Source organism: Stenotrophomonas sp. Marseille-Q4652 (assembly GCF_916618915.1).
Taxonomy (GTDB): Bacteria; Pseudomonadota; Gammaproteobacteria; order Xanthomonadales; family Xanthomonadaceae; genus Stenotrophomonas.
This window is the reverse complement of the sequence record NZ_CAKAKE010000001.1, coordinates 2,893,649-2,909,867: the sequence shown is the minus strand read 5'-3', so window position 1 is coordinate 2,909,867 and position 16,219 is coordinate 2,893,649. Positions and strand designations below refer to the sequence as shown.

The following is a 16,219-nucleotide window of genomic DNA, read 5'->3' as shown; positions in this document are numbered from 1 at the left end:
CCGGCCCGCGGTCACGGAAATACCCGGGCGCAGGGGCTTTCTGCGCCGCGCTTGACCTATGTCATGTCGTCCACGTGGGCGCTGCCGGACCATCGCCGTGTCGAAACACGATGCTGCGAGGAACCCCACGATGTTGACTGCTGCACAACGCGACCTGGTCAAGGCCACCATTCCGCTGCTGGAAACCGGCGGCGAGACTCTCACCCGGCATTTCTACGGGATCATGCTCGGCGAGCACGCCGAGGTGCGGGCGCTGTTCAACCAGGCCCACCAGGCCAGCGGCAACCAGGCCCGGGCGCTGGCCAATGCGGTGCTGATGTACGCCAAGCACATCGACCGGCTGGAGGCCTTGGGCCCGCTGGTCGGCCAGATCGTGGCCAAGCACGTCGCCCTGCAGGTGCTGCCCGAGCATTATCCGATCGTCGGCAGTTGCCTGCTACGTGCGATCCGCGAGGTACTGGGCCCGGACGTGGCCACCGACGAGATCATCGATGCCTGGGCCGCCGCCTACCAGATGCTGGCCGACCTGCTGATCGGCGCCGAGGAACAGGTCTACGCCGCCAATGAGCGCGCGCCGGGCGGCTGGCGCGGCGGCCGCGAATTCCTGGTCAGCGACAAGGTGCGCGAGAGCGCGGAGATCATCTCCTTCCACCTGCGCCCGGCCGATGGCGGCGCGGTGGTGGACTTCCTCCCCGGCCAGTACATCGGCCTGCGGCTGGTGCTCGATGGCAAGGAGGAGCGCCGCAACTATTCGCTGTCGCAGGCGCCCAACGGCCGCAGCTACCGCATCAGCGTCAAGCGCGAAGCCGGTGGCCGCGTCTCCAACCACCTGCATGACCAGGTCCAGGTCGGCGATACGCTGGAGCTGTTCGCCCCGGCCGGCGATTTCGTGCTGCAGCCCGGCGACAAGCCGCTGGTGCTGATCAGCGCCGGCGTCGGCATAACCCCGACCCTGCCGATGCTCGACCACGCGCTGGCCAGCGGTCGCCCGGTGCACTTCATCCACTTCGCCCGCAACGGCCAGGTGCACGCCTTCCGCGAGCTGATCGAGCGCCACCAGCAGGCCCACCCGCAGTTGCGCAGCCACGTGTGCTACAGCGAGCCGGCCGGCAATGACGACGCCCCGGCCACCGGCTTCATCCGTCGCGAGCTGCTGGAACAGTGGCTGCCGGCCACGCGCGACGTCGACGCCTACTTCCTCGGTCCCAAGCCGTTCATGGCCGCGACCAGGAGGCTGCTGCGCGAACTGGGCGTGCCCGAGGCGCAGAGCCGCTACGAGTTCTTCGGCCCGGCCGCGGCGCTGGACGCGGCCTGAGTCCTGACGATGCCGGCGCGGGCAACCGCGCCGGCATCTTCGTGTGCGGCGCCACTGGCGGGCCGTGCTCCATGTACGGATACTCGCCGCACCCGGACCGGGCCCCATCCCCCATGAACATCCTTGCCGTCCTCGCCGCCGCCGTCTGCAGCTTCCTGCTCGGCGGGCTTTGGTATTCACCGGCCCTGTTCGGTCCGCACTGGGTGGCCGAAAACGGCGGCGCGATCCAGCAAGGCCACCCGGCGCGGGTGTTCGGGTTAGCCTCGTGTTCTCGCTGGTGGCCGCGTTTTCCTTTGCCTGGTGGCTGGGTCCGGCACCCTCACTGCCCACGGCGCTGGCCAGCGGCGCGGTGGCCGGCTTCGGCCTGGTCGCCGCCAGCTTCGGCATCAACTACCAGTTCGCCCAGCGCAGCATCGTGCTGTGGCTGATCGACGGCGGGTACCACACGGTGCAGTTCCTGCTGTTCGGCCTGGTCCTGGGCCTGTGGCACTGAGCTGACGGTCAGGCCGGATCGGCCGGCAGGTTCGCCGCCAGCCAGCGCTCGACCGTCGTGGTCACGCCCAGCCTGGCCGGCACGGTCAAGGCCGCCGCGCGGGCAAAGGCGTCGGCGCAGCGGATGAACTCCTGCCGTGCCACGCGCTGGGCCTGCTGCACCGTGGACTGCTGGCGGCGCAGCTGCACGATCTGCAGTGACGGCCGGCCGGGCGCCGCGAACTTCTGGTAACGGCGCAGCTCGTCGGCCACCAGGCCCACGTCCACGCTGGTCGCATCGACCCGTTGCCGCGCCTGCAGCAGGGCCAGCAATGCATTGCCGGCAGCTGTAGGTGCATGACCACCGCCCGCCGTCTGCAGCAGTTCCAGCCCGGCCAGCGTCGACGCCGCCGGATCGGCGGCCTGCAGCTGCGCCAGGAAGCCGGCATGGGCGAAAGCGGCAGGAGTCTGCATGTCGGGCACCACGGGAAGGAGGCCGCGCACTGTACGCGGCGACCCGGGCCGCGTCACCTAGTCCCGCCGAGGTGCTCTCAGCCAATGACCCGCTTGAACGGTGGCAGCGCGTCGATGATGCGCTTGCCGTAGCGGCGGGTGAGCAGGCGCGAGTCCAGGATCACCACCCGCCCGGTATCGGTGGAGGTGCGGATCAGGCGCCCGGCGAACTGGGTCAGCGTGCGCAGCGCGTGCGGGATCGCGATCAGGTTGAACGGGTTCAGTCCGCGGCTTTCGAACCATTCGCTCAGGGTCGAGGTCTGCGGATCGGTCGGCACCGCGAACGGCACCTGGGTGATGACCACGGTGGTGCAGGCCTCGCCCGGCAGGTCCAGGCCCTCGCCGAAGGAGTTGAGCCCGAACAGCACCGAGCCCTCGCCCGCCGTGGTGCGGCGGATGTGCTCGTCGATCATCCTCTGCTTCGCCCCCTCGCCCTGCACCAGCACGCGCTCGCGCCGGCGCGAGGGCAGCAGCGAGGCCACCTTCTCCATCTTCCAGCGCGAGGTGAACAGCACCATCGAGCCCTTGTCCCAGTCCAGCTCGCGCTCGAGGTACTTGGCCACCTCGAGCGGATGGCGCTCGCGGTCGTCCGGCGTCACCGGGAATGGCGGCACCACCAGCTCGGCCTGGTTGGGCAGGTCGAACGGCGAGGCCAGCGATACCATCTCCGCGTCGTCGGGCAGGCCGTTGTCGATGGCCAGCGACTGGAAGTCACCACCGCCGGTCAGCGTGGCCGAGGTCATCACCACCGAGTCGACCTCGTCCCACAGCAGCCTGCGCAGCACCTGTGCGGCCGACACCGGCGAGCAGTGCAGCACCAGGTCGCCGTCGCGCGAGAGGGTGATCCAGCGCGCCATCGGCGGCTGCCCCTCCTTGTCCTCGCGCCGCCAGCCGGCCCACAGCGCGTACTGCTGCTCGATCATTTCCAGCGCCATGCCGAGGTTGCGCTGCAGCCGCTCGCGCGCCGGATCGTCCGGCTTGCCCTTGGCCACGGCCGAGGCCGCGGCGGTGGCCCAGTTGAGCAGGGTGCGGGTTTCCTCGCCCAGTTCCTCGATCGCCGGCATCCAGTCGTCGGGCAGGCGGCCGTTGGCGGCGCGCCACAGCGGCTCGCGCTCGGAAGGGTCCGGTCGCCATGCCCGCTCGATTTCCAGGCGGAACGCCTTGAGCAGCTTGCTGATTCGCGTCGCGCAGTCGATCGCCTCGTTCGGATGCAGGTTGCCGATGCGCTCCTTGTCCACCGCGCGGTAGGCGCCGGCGATCAGGATCTGCAGGCGCCCGGTGCGCTTGGCCATCTCGTCCAGCGCCAGGCTGGCCGCGCCCTGGTCGATGGCGACGTTGCCAATGTGGTGGCCTTCGTCCAGCACCACCAGCATGTCCCCGGGCGGGGCGATCAGCGGCTGGCCGTTGTCGCTGTCGCCGATCGACAGGGCCGACAGCAGCAGCGCGTGGTTGGTCACCACGATCTGCGCATCGCGCACGCTGTTGCGCGAGCGCAGCACCGCGCACTGCGCCGAGTATGCGCAGCGGCGGCCGGCACAGCCCGAGGCCGGGGTGGTGATGCGACTGCGCAGGGCCGGGCTCACCTGCTCCGGGGCGTTGTCCAGGTCGCCATCCCACTTGCCCGAGGTGAAGGCCTGGCTCAGGCGCTGGGCGACGTCCATCTCGATCGGCGCCAGCGGGCGGTCGTACAGCGGCGCCTCGTCCTCGAACATGCCGCCCTGCGCGCCCTCGCCCTGCGCCTCGGCGGCGTTGCGCGTGCACAGGTAGCGGGTGCGGCCCTTGGCCAGGGCCACGGTGGCCTGCAGCCCGGTGGCCTTGAGGAAGTTGGGGATGTCGCGCTCGAACAGCTGCGACTGCAGGGCCACGGTGCCGGTGCTGATCAACAGCTTCTTCTTCGTCGCCAGCGCGATCGGCACGCCGGCGGTCAGGTAGCCCAGGCTCTTGCCGACGCCGGTCGGTGCCTCGACCACACCGACGCCGCCGCTGCGGGCCAGCGCGCGCGAGACCACGCCGATCATCTGGCTCTGCGAGCGGCGGGTGCTGAAACCGGGCGTGTTTGCCTGCAGGGCGGCGTAGGCCTCGCGGATGCCGGCCTTGAGCGCGTCATCCAGCTGCCGCGGTGCTTCGACTTTCTCGGTCACGCCGGTGTACTGCCTGCATCGTTCATCGGCGGCCATTTTCTCATGCCCGCCGCGCCTTCACGGCAACCGGTTCAGACAGGGCGATCGCCCGGCACGGCCCGCAGCGCACGCACCAGCGCCCAGCCCAGCATCACGAAGGCCAGCGCCCGGCCCAGCGCCACCATGGCGTGCACGCCCAGCACCGCGCTGTTGAGCGTACGCAGCATCTCCATCCGGCCGGTGCCCACGAACAGCACCGGCAGCACGGTCATCACCGCGTCCAGCACGGTGCACAGCATCAGGATCGCCAGCCCGGCCATCGCCACGCTGCGCGGCCGGCTGCGCGGTCCGCCCATCAGCATGGCCAGCGCGATTGCCAGCGCGATCATCGTCGGCAGGTGGTAGCCCACTGCCACCAGCAGGCTCACCGTCGTCGTATTGCCCATCGATCCGCCTCAGTCCGCGCCGACCAGCACCGCGTCGCGCTCGCGCAGCATCGCGTAGACCGCATCGGTCTGCGGGCGCACGCCGTGCCACTGCTGGAAGCTCTCGGCGGCCTGCTCGACCAGCATGCCCAGGCCATCGACGCTGTTGCGGCAGCTGGCCGCGCGCGCCCAGGCCAGGAACGGGATCGCCGCGTCGCCGTAATTCAGGTCCACCGCCGTGGTCATGCTGTTGACCAGCGACAGCGGCAGGTTGAATGCACCCCCCTGGCGAGCGCTGGAGGTGGCGTTGACGATCAGCTCAAAGTCGCCCTGGTTGCGCAGGTCATCCCAGTACTGCGAGGTGACGCGGCCCGGCTCGCCCATCGCATCGACCAGCGCGTCGGCCTTTTCCGGCGTGCGGTTGACCACGACCATCTCCAGGATGCCGGCATCGAGCAGGGCCGGGGCCACGCCGCGCGCGGCACCACCGGCGCCCAGCAGCAGCACGCGGCGCCCGCGCAGGTCCAGGCCGTGGCGGCCAGTGAGGTCGCGTACCAGGCCGGCGCCATCGGTGTTGTCGCCGTGCCAGCGGTCGCCCTTGCGCAGCAGGGTGTTGACCGCACCGGCCCGCTGCGCGCGCGAAGTGGTGCTCGAACACAGGGCGAAGGCGGCCTGCTTGTGCGGCAGGGTCACGTTGGCACCGACCCCACCATCGGCGGCAAACGCCTCGAGCGCGGCGGCGAAACCGTCCGGCGCCACCTCGATGGCGCGGTAGTCCACCGCGATGCCTTCGGCGGCGCCGAACGCGGCGTGGATCCGCGGCGATTGCGAATGGGCGATCGGCTGGCCAAACACCGCATGGCGTGCTGCACTCATGTTGCTCCTCCGCATGTCCTAGACTGACGCGCTCCCGCCAATGGAGCCCCGGATGCGGACCCCATCGCTGCTGCTCGCGCTTTCAGCGAGTCTACTCCCTGCCCCGGTGGCCTCGGCGCTGTCCGAGTACGGCATCGAGGGCATGGGCGTGGTTTCCACCCGTGCCAACGAAAGCCGCGCCAGCATTTCGGCCGACGGCCAGCGCATTGTCTGGGCCAGCGACCGCGAGGGCGGTGCCGGCGGCTGGGACCTGTGGCAAGCCACGCTGCGCGATGGCCGCTGGAGCGAGCCCAGGGCGTTGCCGTTGAATTCGGCCGCCGACGAGTTCGACCCGTTCCTCAGTGCCGATGGCCGCTGGCTGTACTTCGCCTCCAACCGCCGTGGCGGCCAGGGCGGCAGCGACCTGTACCGCGCCGCGTTCGATGGCCGCGACTACGGGCCGGTGCAGTCACTGGGGAGGGCGGTCAACAGCCGCGGCGACGAACGCGCGCCGAGCCTGGACCTGGACGGCCAGCGTCTGCTGTTCGCCAGCAATGGCCACGGCGGCGCAGGCGGCCATGACCTGCTCCAGTCACGCTGGCAGGGCACGGCCTTCGCCGCGCCGGTGGCCGTCGCCGGGATCAATACCGCCGACGACGAGATTGATGCGGCATGGTTGGGCAACGGCCGGGCGCTGGTCGTGGCCCGCGCCACCGGCGGGCAGCAGGCGGCCCCGCAGCTGTGGCTGGCGCAGTGCGCCGACGGCGGGTACGCCGGGGCGCAGCCGCTGGCGCTGTCGTTCAACACCGCCGAAGGCCGCACCACCGGCCCCGTGGTCGATGCCTCCAGGCCAACCGAGCTGCTGGTCGCCGGCAGTGCCCGCGCGCCCAGGGCCGGCGGGCTGGACCTGTACCGGATGCGGGCCCCGGCTGCCAGCGGCAGTGACGACTGCCGCTGAGCTCAGCGCTGGGACTGCAGCAGCGCCTGGCGGCGCTGCGCGTATTCGGCCTCGCTGACCACGCCGCGGCCCTTGAGCTGGTCCAGCTCGTGCAGCGCGGCCTCGACCTGGGGCGGCAGCGGCGACTGCTCGCGCAGCCGCGCCGCGGCCGAATGCAGCGGCGCAGGACGGCGCGAGGCACGGACGATGGCGTAGATCACGCCGCCGACCACGATCACGAAGGCCGACAGGCCGATCACCACCACGGTGAAGTGGTACAGGCTCAGGCTGCCCACGCTCAGCCCCCGCGCAGCCAGCGCGCGATCTGCGGTGCGTAGTAGGTCAGCACGCCATCGGCACCGGCCCGCTTGAAACCGATCATGGTTTCCATCACGCACTTCTTCTCGTCCAGCCAGCCATTGGCGGCCGCGGCCTTGAGCATCGCGTACTCGCCACTGACGTGGTAGGCGAAGGTCGGTACGCCGAACTCGGTCTTCACCCGGCGCACCACGTCCAGGTACGGCATGCCCGGCTTGACCATGACCATGTCCGCGCCCTCCTCCAGGTCCAGCGCGATCTCGCGCATCGCCTCGTCGGAGTTGGCCGGATCCATCTGGTAGGTCTTCTTGTCGGCCTTGCCGAGGTTGCCGGCGCTGCCCACCGCATCGCGGAACGGGCCGTAGAACGCCGAGGCGTACTTGGCCGAGTAGGCCATGATCCGCACGTTGATGTGGCCGGCGTCATCCAGCGCCTGGCGGATGGCGCCGATACGGCCGTCCATCATGTCCGAGGGCGAGACGATGTCCACGCCGGCGGCGGCATGGCTCAGCGACTGCCTGACCAGCGCCTCGACGGTGATGTCGTTGAGCACGTAGCCGCGCTCGTCGATGATCCCGTCCTGGCCGTGGGTGGTGTAAGGATCCAGCGCCACGTCGGTCATCACCCCCAGCTCGGGGAAGCGCGACTTCAGCGCGCGCACCGCACGCTGCGCCAGACCGTTGTCGTCCCAGGCCGCGGCGGCGTCGAGCGACTTTCCGGTCGGGTCGATCACCGGGAACAGGTCGATCACCGGCACGCCCAGTTCCAGCGCCTGCTCGGCCTCGCGCAGCAGCTCGTCGATTGACATGCGGTCCACGCCCGGCATCGAGGCCACCGGCGTGCGGCCAGGCAGCTCGTGGACGAACACCGGCCAGATCAGGTCGTCGGTGGTGAAGGTGTTCTCGCGCATCAGCCGGCGCGAGAACTCGTCATGGCGCATGCGCCGCGGACGGTAGTGGGGATGGATCATGGAACGCTCCGGATTCGGGAAGGGCGGCCAGCGGCGCCTCTCCCGGCCGGAGCGGCGGCCCGGCCCGCGGAGCGGGAGCGTGGTGCCAGCAGGACGGATCAGGGCGGCGGTGCAGGCCAACGGGAGGTCATCCCGACCCGGCCATTCTACGCCCCGGGGCGAAACCATCCCTGATCGTGCCGCCGGCAAGGCAGTCCTCCCGCCTGCCGGTCAGGGCTCAGATGATGCCGCCGCCCAGGCTCAGGCGGATCACGCCGACCACGATCACCACCACGTTGAGCAGCAGGCCTGCCTTGGCGCGGCCACGACGCTGCTCGTGGGTGAACAGCATGGCGATGGCGCCCAGCAGCGCGCCGACCGCGGCAAACGGAATCAGGAACCAGTTGCCCCAGCCCAGCAACGGGATGAAGGCCAGCACCATCCACAGCAGTGCCACGATGCCCCACAACAGGCTGATCAGCCCCATGACGTGTCTCCCTGTCCTTGTCGAAATGCCGCACAGCTTGCCCGTCACGGTGTGCACGCGGTTTCACGGCATCGCCATCACGGAGGCCCGCGCTACCATCGCCGCGCGGGTTGGCCGGCGATTCAGTGGCCACCCGGGATGATCCGCTTCCGTCCGCTGGCGAGGGGTGTGCCATGGAGTTCCGAATTGCAGCTGTCCTGGGACTGGCGCTGGTCGCCAGCGGGTGTGCCAGTACCTCCAAGGTCATGCTCGGGCAGGCGCGTGCGCCGGTCGACCCGGCCGTGGTGCAGGTCTATTCGACGCCGCCGGCCGGCAGCATCGAGATTGCCCAGCTCGAATCGGCCAGCGGCGTGGGCTTTGGCACCCAGGGCCAGACCGATGCCGCGGTGGCGCGGCTCAAGCGCGAGGCCGCCGCACTGGGCGCCAATGGCGTGGTGCTGATGGGCGTGGGCTCGGGCGGCTCTCCCGTCAGCCTCGGCGTGGGCGGTGGCAGCTATGGCCGCCACGGCGGCGGCGGGCTCAGCGTGGGTATCCCGACCCAGCAGAAGCGCGCGGCCGGCATCGCGATCTGGGTGCCGCCGGGCGCACGGGCCGAACCCCAGCCGGCCGACTGAGCCGGACAGGAAAAGTGAAAGGGCGCCCGCGGGCGCCCTTTCTTCTTCCGTGGTGACAGCACCGGCTCAGGGCTTGAGGCAGCGCCCCAGGAATTCCTCGGCCACGCGGTAGCGGTGCAGCGCGTTGGCGCCGGACAGGCCGTGCTTGGCGCCCGGGTAGGTCATCAGCTCGAACGGGTGGCCGCGCTTCTGCAGCCCGCTCATCAGCGCGGTGGAGTTGGAGAACAGCACGTTGTCGTCGGCCATGCCGTGGATCAGCAGCAGGCGGCTGCGCAGGCCGTCCAAGTGGGTCTCGATGCGCGCCTCGCGGTAGCCGGCCTCGTTGCCGGCCGGCAGGCCCATGTAGCGCTCGGTGTAATGGGTGTCGTACAGCCCCCAGTCGGTGACCGGTGCGCCGGCCACGCCGCAGGCGTAGTGGTCCGAGGCCTTGGCCAGCAGCATCAGGGTCATGTAGCCGCCGTTGGACCAGCCGTGCACGCCGATCCGCGCCGGGTCCACCCACGGCTGGCCCTTGAGCCATTCCACGCCCTTGAGCTGGTCGGCCACCTCCACCGTGCCCTGCACGCCGTACAGCGCGCCGCCGAAGTCACGGCCGCGGCGCGGCGTGCCGCGGTTGTCCAGCGAGAACACCACGTAGCCCTGCTGCGCCAGGTACTGGTTGAACAGGTGGTCGCCACGGCCGGGCCAGGCATTGCTCACGGTCTGCGAGGCCGGGCCGCCGTAGACATAGACCACCACCGGGTACTTGCGCGCCGGGTCGAAGCCGGCCGGGCGGGTCAGGCTGTAGTGCAGTTCGGTGCGGCCATCGGCGGCGGTGAGGGTGCCGAACTCGACCGGGCGCTGCGCGTCGCGGTAGCGCGCATACGGGTGCTTGGGATCGGCCAGGTCATTGTCGACGAGGGTGGCGATCTTTTCGCCATTGGCGCGGTACAGCTCGATCTGCGGCGGCGTGGTCGCGTTGGACCAGCTGTCGACGTAGACGCTGGCGTTGCGCGCGAAGCTGGCCGAATGCATGCCCGGCTGCGTGGACAGGCGCTGGATGCCGCCCTTGCCGGACAGGTCCACGGCCAGGATCTGGCTCTCCAGCGGGGTATCGATGCCGGCGCGGAAGTAGACCTTGCCCGCGGCCTCGTCCACGGCCAGCAGTTCGTCCACCGGCCAGTTGCCCGAGGTCAGCGGCACCAGCTTGCGGCCGTCCTCGCTGGCCAGGTACAGGTGCTGGAAGCCGCTGCGCTCGGACGACCAGACGAAGCGGCCATCGTCGAGGAAGCGCAGGCTGTTGTGCAGCGGCACCCAGGTCCTGCTGGTCTCGGTGGCCAGCACGCGCTGGGCGCCAGTGGCCAGGCTGGTTTCCACCAGTTCCAGGCGCTTCTGGTCGCGGCTCTGGCGCTGGAAGGTCAGCCGCTGCGGGCCGCGCCAGTCGACGCGGGCCAGGTAGATGTCGGTTTCCTTGCCCAGATCGATCCAGGCCGGGGTCGCACCCTCGCGCGGGGCGATCACGCCCAGCTTCACCAGTACGTTCGCATCGCCGGCAGCGGGGTACCGCTGTTCGATCACCTCGACGCGGTCGGCATACATCTCGTAGCGCTTCTGCACCGGCACCGGCGATTCGTCGATGCGGGCAAAGGCGATGGCCGAATCATCCGGCGCCCACCAGTAGCCGGTGTGGCGGTCCATCTCCTCGTCGGCGACGAACTCGGCCACGCCGTTGCCGATGGTCGCGCTGCCGTCGTCGGTCAGCTGCAGTTGCCGGCCGCTGGCCAGCTCGATCACCCACAGGTTGCGGCCGCGCACGAAGCTGACGAAACCGCCCTTGGGCGAGAGCTTGGCGTCGGTGGCAAAGCCCTCGCCGTGGGTGAGCTGGCGCACTGCCTCACGGCCGCTCCTGTCCAGGTCATACAGGTACAACTCGCCGCCGAGCGGGAACAGCAGGCGGCGCGCGTCCGGCGCCCACTGGTAATCGACGATGCCGCTGAGCGCGGCAATGCGCTGGCGCTCGCGCCGCGCCTTCTCCTCGTCGCTGAGGGTTTCCTCGCCCGGCATCACCACCTTGGAGTCGACCAGCACCCGCGTCTGGCCGCTGGCGATGTCGTATTCCCACAGGTCCAGCTGGTTGCGGTCGGCGTCCTTGCCACGCAGGAAGGTCACCCGCGAACCGTCGGGCGCCACCTTGGGCTTCATCAGGGTCGGGCCGGACAGCGGCGCGCTGCCGGTGATGGCCTCGAGCGTGAGTTTCTCGGCGTGGGCGGCGGTACTGGTGGCGAGCATGAGCAGGATCGAGGCAAACAGGTGGCGCATGGAAACTCCCGGCGAGGACGCGGACCCGGCCGTGCCGGGGCCCGCCATCCTAACCAAGCCAGCCGCGCGGTACAGCCGCGCTCAGCGCTTGCCGGTGCCGAACAGCTGCCTGCGCTCTTCCTCGGTCAGCGGCTTGCCGGCGTTGGGATTGACCTGCCTGGTCAGCGCATACGCGCGCTGGGTGGCCGGACGCGCGGCGATGGCCTGGTGCCAGCGCCTGAGGTGCGGGAAGGCGTCGAAGTCCACCGGCAGCTTGTCGTAGGCGCCGATCCACGGATAGCTGGCCATGTCGGCGATGCTGTATTCGTCGCCGCCCAGGAACTCTGCCTCGGACAGGCGCTTGTCCATCACCCGGTGCAGGCGCCGCACCTCGCTGTCGTAGCGCTCGATGGCATAGGGAATGCGCTCGGGCGCGTAGACGTTGAAATGGCCCATCTGCCCGCTCATCGGCCCCAGCCCGGCCATCTGCCACATCAGCCACTGGTTGACCTGCACCTTCTGCCGCAGGTCGCTGCCGAAGAAGCGCCCGGTCTTGTTGGCCAGGTAGACCAGGATCGCGCCGGACTCGAACACGCTGATCGGCTCGCCGCCATCGGCCGGGGCGTGGTCGACGATGGCCGGCATCTTGTTGTTCGGGGCGATGGACAGGAAGCCGGGCTCGAACTGGTCGCCCTTGCCGATGTTCACCGGCTTGAGCGTGTAGGGCAGCCCGGTTTCCTCAAGGAACAGGGTGATCTTGTGGCCATTGGGGGTGGGCCAGTAGTACAGGTCGATCATCAGGAACGCTCCGTCCAGACACGGTATTGCAGTGTATGCGAGCCGTCCCGGGTCCCATGCCCGGTTGCTGGAACGGTGCTTCTTGGCAGGCCCCCGGCCGGCCGTTACCCTGCGCGCACCCTTTCGCAGCGCAGCATCCCCATGTCCCTACCCAAGCCCCTGAGCCCGCTGTCCACCCTGATCTTCGCCTCGCGCTGGCTGCAGCTGCCGCTGTACCTGGGCCTGATCCTGGCGCAGTGCGTCTACGTGTTCCTGTTCGGCAAGGAACTGTGGCACCTGATCCACGACGCCCCGGCGATGGGCGAGCAGCAGATCATGCTGATCGTGCTGGGCCTGATCGACGTGGTGATGATCTCCAACCTGCTGGTGATGGTGATCGTCGGTGGCTATGAGACCTTCGTCTCGCGCCTGGGCCTGGAAGGCCACCCGGACCAGCCGGAGTGGCTGAGCCACGTCAACGCCTCGGTGCTCAAGGTCAAGCTGGCGATGGCGATCATCGGCATCTCCTCGATCCACCTGCTCAAGACCTTCATTGCCGCCGGCACCCTCACCGGCCTGCCGTTCTGCCCGCCGGAACTGATCGCCACGGCCGCCTCCAACATCGGCGCGGCCCGCTGTTCGGCGCTGACCACCGACGGCGTGCTGTGGCAGACCATCATCCATGTGGTGTTCATCGCCTCGGCCATCGGCATCGCCTGGACCGACAAGCTGATGGCCAACGGTTCGCACAAGGCGCACCACGCCCACCACTGACGAATCGTGACCGCCATCACCTTTCAAGGTTGATGGCGCTGGCACCTCGTCCATGCAGGGGTGGCAATGCTAGATTGCCCTCCTGCCCCCAGGCCCCGGCGTCGTCGGGAAACGTCGCCGGAAACGGCCTGGTCGCAAATTCCACACGCATCTTCGGTTCCAAGGGGGAGTTAGATGTCGCACGTCATGACCAAGGGAAGGGTGCACCTGCTCGCGCCCGCATTGCTGCTGGGCCTGCTGGCCGCCTGCTCGAAGGACGAGCCGGCCGCACCGGCCGCCGCGCCGGGCGCCGCCAACAACGCCGCCGCACCGGCAGCGCCGGCCGAACCGGCGGTCTCGGCCAAGGTCCAGTCCATGGATACCGGCGAGCTGCGCGACATGGCCTCGGCGGCCCTGCGCGACAACCGCATGTACGCGCCGGCCGGCGACAACGCGATGGAGTATTACCTGGCCCTGCGCGACAAGCTGCCCGAAGACGCGTCGGTGCGCCAGGCGCTGACCGACCTGCTGCCCTACACCCTGATCGCCGCCGAGCAGGGCCTGGCCCGCGAGGACTTCAACGAAGCCCAGCGCCTGGTCGCCCTGATCGAGAAGGTCGACGACACCGCCCCGGCCCTGCCGCGCCTGAAGTCGGGCATCACCAACGGCATGCAGGCCGTGGTCAAGCGGACCCAGGAAGAGACCGACAAGGTCAAGAAGGAAGCCGAGACCCGCGCCAAGCAGCTGGCCGACCAGCAGCGCCTGGCCCAGCAGCAGGAAGCCGAGCGCCAGGCCGCGCAGCAGATCGCCGCGCAGCAGGAAGCGGCCCGCCGCGAATCCGAGCGCCAGGAAGCCGAGCGCCAGGCCGCCGCCCGCCGCGAGGCCGAGCAGCGCGCCGCGCAGCAAGCTGCCCAGCAGGCCGCCGCACGCCCGGCCGCGACCGCCCCGAGCCTGCGTCCGGTCAGCACCCCGGCCCCGCGTTACCCGGCCGAAGCCCTGCGCGCCGGCATCTCGGGCGAGGTGCTGGTGGAGATCACCGTCGGCACCGACGGCTCGGTGGTCAATGCCCGCGTGCTGCGTGCCACCCCGGCCCGCGTGTTCGACCGCGAGGCCCTGGCCGCGGTCAAGCGCTGGAAGTTCGAGCCGGTCAGCGAGTCGGTCACCACCCGCCGCACCCTGGCCTTCGCCCCGGGCAGCTGATCCGATCCAACGCATACGGAAAGCCCCGGCATGGTCCGGGGCTTTTTTTTGCGTGGATGCCGACCGGTCATCCACCGCGGGCGGGCAAGGGCTGCGGCGGCGCACGCGTTAGTCCAGAAGCCGATGGCAGCCGGTCTCCCTGCAGCCACAGTCGTCGACGTCGCCATACGCTGGTGCTCTGGACGCATCGCCGGCATCACCCTGACCGCCGGCTTCCGGGCTCCACAAACAACAAGCGCCCCGGAGGGCGCCTGTTGCACGACTCTGATCGATGCCGGGACTCAGCCCGAGATCGCCAGCTTCTCCTGGTGGTAGCGGCGTACCGCGCCGAACCACAGCAGCGCCGCCAGGCCCAGGCCCGCGCCGAGGTAGACCGCCCACACCTGGGCGCTGATCGGCTCGTGGCGGATCACCTTCAGCAGCAGCTGGTTCTGCGCCAGGAACGGCACCGAGAACTGCCACAGCTGGGTCTTCACCGGGCTCACCATCAGCATGATGGTCGGCACCATCGGCAGCAGCATCAGCCAGGACATGTGGCTCTGGGCTTCCTTCAGGCTCTTGGCCGAGGCGGCCAGCAGCGTGAGCAGTGCGGTGCCGATGAACAGCATCGGCAGCAGCACGAACAGCAGCTTGCCGATGGTCAGCATCGAGATGTCCAGGTTGCGTGCCGAGGCCGGGCCGAGCATGGCGCTGAACTTGATCGCCAGCAGCGACAGCAGCAGGCTGACCAGGCCCAGCGCGCAGGCCGCGGCGATCTTGCCGCTGACGATGGCGCCGCGCGGTGCCGGCGTGGCCAGCAACGGCTCCAGCGATTGCCGCTCGCGCTCGCCGGCGGTGGCATCGAGCACCAGCGCCGCGCCGCCAAGGAAGGCGGTAATGATCAGGAAGTACGGCAGCAGCAGCGACAGCATCAGGCCGCGCTTGGCATCGGGCGTGACCACGTCCAGCGAGCCGATGCTCAGCGGCGAGGCGACCGAGGCGTCGATGCCGCGGGCCAGCAGGCGCAGCGAGCCGACCTCGCCGCCGTAGGCGGCCAGGGCCGAGGTCAGGCGCCCGGCCGGGATGCTGGCATCGCGCTGGCTGCTGTCGAGCATCACCTCGACCAGGGCCGGGCGACCATTGCGCCAGTCCTCGGCGTAGCTGTCGGAAATGCGCAGGCCCACGTCCACGCGCTGCTCGCGCAGCGCATCGGCCAGGTCCTCCGGTGCCTCGACCACCTTGATCCCGCGGGTGGCCAGGTAACCCACCAGGTTGGGCGCGTGCTCGCGACCGATGGTCGGCACTTCCAGCACCTGTTGCTGCTGGGTACGTGCGCGTTTCTCGGCCAGCGAGCCGGAGCCCAGGATCAGGGCCGGGAACAGGATCGGCCCCAGGAACAGGGTCAGTGCCAAGGTACGGCGGTCGCGGCTGATGTCGCGAAGCTCCTTGCACAGCACGGTCCACATCGTTGCCAGTGTGCTCATGCGTGCAGGCCCTCCTCCGAGCCGATCGCCTTGACGAAGGCGTCTTCCAGGTTCGCCTCGCCGGTCTGCTCGCGCAGCTGGTCGGCGCTGCCCGAGGCAACCACCTGGCCCTTGGCGATGATGACGATGCGGTCACACAGCGCGGCCACCTCCTGCATGATGTGGCTGGAGAAGATCACGCAGCGGCCCTCGTCGCGCAGCCTGCGCAGGAATTCGCGCATCGCGCGGGTGGTCATCACGTCCAGGCCGTTGGTCGGCTCGTCCAGGATCACGTTGCGCGGGTCGTGCACCAGCGCGCGGGCAATCGCGGTCTTGGTGCGCTGCCCCTGCGAGAAGCCTTCGGTCTGGCGATCGAGGATCTCGCCCATGTCCAGTGCCTCGGACAGCGCGGCGATGCGCTGCCGGGTCAGCCCGGCGGGCATGCCGTGCAGACGCGCGAAGTACTCGATGTTCTCGCGTGCGGTCAGGCGCTTGTACACGCCGCGGGCGTCGGGCAACACGCCGAGCGCGCGGCGCACCGCCATCGGGTCGTTGCCCGGATCGATGCCGTCGACCTCGATGTGGCCGCGTTCCGGTCGCATCAGGGTGTAGAGCATGCGCAGCGTGGTGGTCTTGCCGGCACCGTTGGGCCCGAGCAGGCCGGTGATCTGGCCGTCATGGGCCTCGAAGCTGACCCCGGACACGGCGTTGACCACGCCGGTCTTGGTCTTGAATGTCTTGTGCAGGTCGTGGGCGCGGATCATGG

The 16,219-nt window shown here is 69.9% G+C and carries 17 protein-coding genes; 6 read left to right on the top strand and 11 right to left on the bottom strand.

The window, feature by feature from the left end; translation table 11 throughout:
- The first annotated feature begins 130 nt into the window (after nucleotides 1-130).
- Nucleotides 131-1,315, top strand: coding sequence for an NO-inducible flavohemoprotein (gene hmpA / locus LG380_RS13725; protein WP_225765838.1), 1,185 nt, complete (start codon nucleotides 131-133; stop codon nucleotides 1,313-1,315).
- Nucleotides 1,316-1,358: 43 nt separating this feature from the next.
- The gene (locus LG380_RS13720; protein ID WP_318780087.1) at nucleotides 1,359-1,808 is read left to right on the top strand and encodes a DUF1761 domain-containing protein; all 450 of its coding nucleotides are present in this window, start codon (nucleotides 1,359-1,361) and stop codon (nucleotides 1,806-1,808) included.
- 8 nt (nucleotides 1,809-1,816) lie between these two features.
- Here LG380_RS13720 and LG380_RS13715 read toward each other — a convergent pair whose 3' ends face one another.
- The 4 genes from LG380_RS13715 to aroE form a co-directional block, all read right to left on the bottom strand.
- The gene (locus tag LG380_RS13715) at nucleotides 1,817-2,260 is read right to left on the bottom strand and encodes a hypothetical protein (RefSeq protein WP_225765834.1); all 444 of its coding nucleotides are present in this window, start codon (nucleotides 2,258-2,260) and stop codon (nucleotides 1,817-1,819) included.
- Nucleotides 2,261-2,337: 77 nt separating this feature from the next.
- Nucleotides 2,338-4,476 carry an ATP-dependent DNA helicase DinG gene (gene dinG / locus LG380_RS13710; RefSeq protein WP_225765833.1) on the bottom strand — a complete coding sequence of 713 codons (2,139 nt, stop codon included), beginning with the start codon at nucleotides 4,474-4,476 and terminating at the stop codon, nucleotides 2,338-2,340.
- A 35-nt stretch (nucleotides 4,477-4,511) separates the two neighbouring features.
- Nucleotides 4,512-4,865, bottom strand: a complete 354-nt coding sequence (locus tag LG380_RS13705) for a hypothetical protein (protein WP_225765831.1) — start codon at nucleotides 4,863-4,865, stop codon at nucleotides 4,512-4,514.
- A gap of 9 nt (nucleotides 4,866-4,874) precedes the next feature.
- Nucleotides 4,875-5,720, bottom strand: a complete 846-nt coding sequence (gene aroE / locus LG380_RS13700; RefSeq protein ID WP_225765830.1) for a shikimate dehydrogenase — start codon at nucleotides 5,718-5,720, stop codon at nucleotides 4,875-4,877.
- A gap of 52 nt (nucleotides 5,721-5,772) precedes the next feature.
- Here aroE and LG380_RS13695 point away from each other — a divergent pair, with 52 nt between their 5' ends.
- Complete coding sequence (locus tag LG380_RS13695) at nucleotides 5,773-6,657, top strand: TolB-like protein (protein WP_225765828.1); 885 nt, start codon at nucleotides 5,773-5,775, stop codon at nucleotides 6,655-6,657.
- Between the two features lie 2 nt (nucleotides 6,658-6,659).
- Here LG380_RS13695 and LG380_RS13690 read toward each other — a convergent pair whose 3' ends face one another.
- The 3 genes from LG380_RS13690 to LG380_RS13680 form a co-directional block, all read right to left on the bottom strand.
- A complete protein-coding gene (locus LG380_RS13690) occupies nucleotides 6,660-6,932 on the bottom strand; it encodes an SHOCT domain-containing protein (RefSeq protein WP_225765826.1) in 273 nt (90 codons plus the stop codon).
- 2 nt (nucleotides 6,933-6,934) lie between these two features.
- On the bottom strand, nucleotides 6,935-7,924 hold the full coding sequence (gene hemB / locus LG380_RS13685) for a porphobilinogen synthase (RefSeq protein ID WP_225765825.1): 990 nt from the start codon (nucleotides 7,922-7,924) through the stop codon (nucleotides 6,935-6,937).
- A 217-nt stretch (nucleotides 7,925-8,141) separates the two neighbouring features.
- The gene (locus LG380_RS13680; protein WP_225766635.1) at nucleotides 8,142-8,384 is read right to left on the bottom strand and encodes a hypothetical protein; all 243 of its coding nucleotides are present in this window, start codon (nucleotides 8,382-8,384) and stop codon (nucleotides 8,142-8,144) included.
- A 179-nt stretch (nucleotides 8,385-8,563) separates the two neighbouring features.
- On the opposite strand from LG380_RS13680, the gene LG380_RS13675 reads away from it, so the two are divergent.
- Nucleotides 8,564-9,004: a hypothetical protein gene (locus LG380_RS13675; RefSeq protein WP_225765824.1), complete on the top strand. Its 441-nt coding sequence runs from the start codon at nucleotides 8,564-8,566 to the stop codon at nucleotides 9,002-9,004.
- A 66-nt stretch (nucleotides 9,005-9,070) separates the two neighbouring features.
- On the opposite strand, the gene LG380_RS13670 is transcribed toward LG380_RS13675, so the two are convergent.
- Nucleotides 9,071-11,302, bottom strand: coding sequence for a S9 family peptidase (locus LG380_RS13670; RefSeq protein ID WP_225765823.1), 2,232 nt, complete (start codon nucleotides 11,300-11,302; stop codon nucleotides 9,071-9,073).
- An 81-nt stretch (nucleotides 11,303-11,383) separates the two neighbouring features.
- Nucleotides 11,384-12,079, bottom strand: a complete 696-nt coding sequence (locus LG380_RS13665) for a glutathione binding-like protein (RefSeq protein ID WP_225765822.1) — start codon at nucleotides 12,077-12,079, stop codon at nucleotides 11,384-11,386.
- Nucleotides 12,080-12,220: 141 nt separating this feature from the next.
- Between LG380_RS13665 and LG380_RS13660 the strand changes: the two genes are divergently transcribed.
- Nucleotides 12,221-12,832, top strand: coding sequence for a TIGR00645 family protein (locus tag LG380_RS13660; protein ID WP_225765821.1), 612 nt, complete (start codon nucleotides 12,221-12,223; stop codon nucleotides 12,830-12,832).
- A gap of 186 nt (nucleotides 12,833-13,018) precedes the next feature.
- The gene (locus tag LG380_RS13655; RefSeq protein WP_225766633.1) at nucleotides 13,019-14,011 is read left to right on the top strand and encodes an energy transducer TonB; all 993 of its coding nucleotides are present in this window, start codon (nucleotides 13,019-13,021) and stop codon (nucleotides 14,009-14,011) included.
- A gap of 281 nt (nucleotides 14,012-14,292) precedes the next feature.
- Here the strand turns inward: LG380_RS13655 and LG380_RS13650 are convergent, their stop codons facing one another.
- A complete protein-coding gene (locus LG380_RS13650) occupies nucleotides 14,293-15,474 on the bottom strand; it encodes an ABC transporter permease (protein ID WP_225765820.1) in 1,182 nt (393 codons plus the stop codon).
- The gene (locus LG380_RS13645) at nucleotides 15,471-16,217 is read right to left on the bottom strand and encodes an ATP-binding cassette domain-containing protein (RefSeq protein ID WP_225765819.1); all 747 of its coding nucleotides are present in this window, start codon (nucleotides 16,215-16,217) and stop codon (nucleotides 15,471-15,473) included. The genes LG380_RS13650 and LG380_RS13645 overlap by 4 nt, the downstream gene beginning before the upstream one ends.
- Nucleotides 16,218-16,219: the final 2 nt, after the last annotated feature.

Bases quoted from the DNA above. Each gene is read 5' to 3' on its own strand.
- hmpA (WP_225765838.1), top strand. From the start codon at position 131: ATGTTGACTGCTGCACAACGCGACCTGGTCAAGGCCACCATTCCGCTG.
- LG380_RS13715 (WP_225765834.1), bottom strand. From the start codon at position 2,260: ATGCAGACTCCTGCCGCTTTCGCCCATGCCGGCTTCCTGGCGCAGCTG.
- dinG (WP_225765833.1), bottom strand. From the start codon at position 4,476: ATGGCCGCCGATGAACGATGCAGGCAGTACACCGGCGTGACCGAGAAA.
- LG380_RS13705 (WP_225765831.1), bottom strand. From the start codon at position 4,865: ATGGGCAATACGACGACGGTGAGCCTGCTGGTGGCAGTGGGCTACCAC.
- aroE (WP_225765830.1), bottom strand. From the start codon at position 5,720: ATGAGTGCAGCACGCCATGCGGTGTTTGGCCAGCCGATCGCCCATTCG.
- LG380_RS13695 (WP_225765828.1), top strand. From the start codon at position 5,773: ATGCGGACCCCATCGCTGCTGCTCGCGCTTTCAGCGAGTCTACTCCCT.
- hemB (WP_225765825.1), bottom strand. From the start codon at position 7,924: ATGATCCATCCCCACTACCGTCCGCGGCGCATGCGCCATGACGAGTTC.
- LG380_RS13675 (WP_225765824.1), top strand. From the start codon at position 8,564: ATGGAGTTCCGAATTGCAGCTGTCCTGGGACTGGCGCTGGTCGCCAGC.
- LG380_RS13670 (WP_225765823.1), bottom strand. From the start codon at position 11,302: ATGCGCCACCTGTTTGCCTCGATCCTGCTCATGCTCGCCACCAGTACC.
- LG380_RS13665 (WP_225765822.1), bottom strand. From the start codon at position 12,079: ATGATCGACCTGTACTACTGGCCCACCCCCAATGGCCACAAGATCACC.
- LG380_RS13660 (WP_225765821.1), top strand. From the start codon at position 12,221: ATGTCCCTACCCAAGCCCCTGAGCCCGCTGTCCACCCTGATCTTCGCC.
- LG380_RS13655 (WP_225766633.1), top strand. From the start codon at position 13,019: ATGACCAAGGGAAGGGTGCACCTGCTCGCGCCCGCATTGCTGCTGGGC.
- LG380_RS13650 (WP_225765820.1), bottom strand. From the start codon at position 15,474: ATGAGCACACTGGCAACGATGTGGACCGTGCTGTGCAAGGAGCTTCGC.
- LG380_RS13645 (WP_225765819.1), bottom strand. From the start codon at position 16,217: ATGATCCGCGCCCACGACCTGCACAAGACATTCAAGACCAAGACCGGC.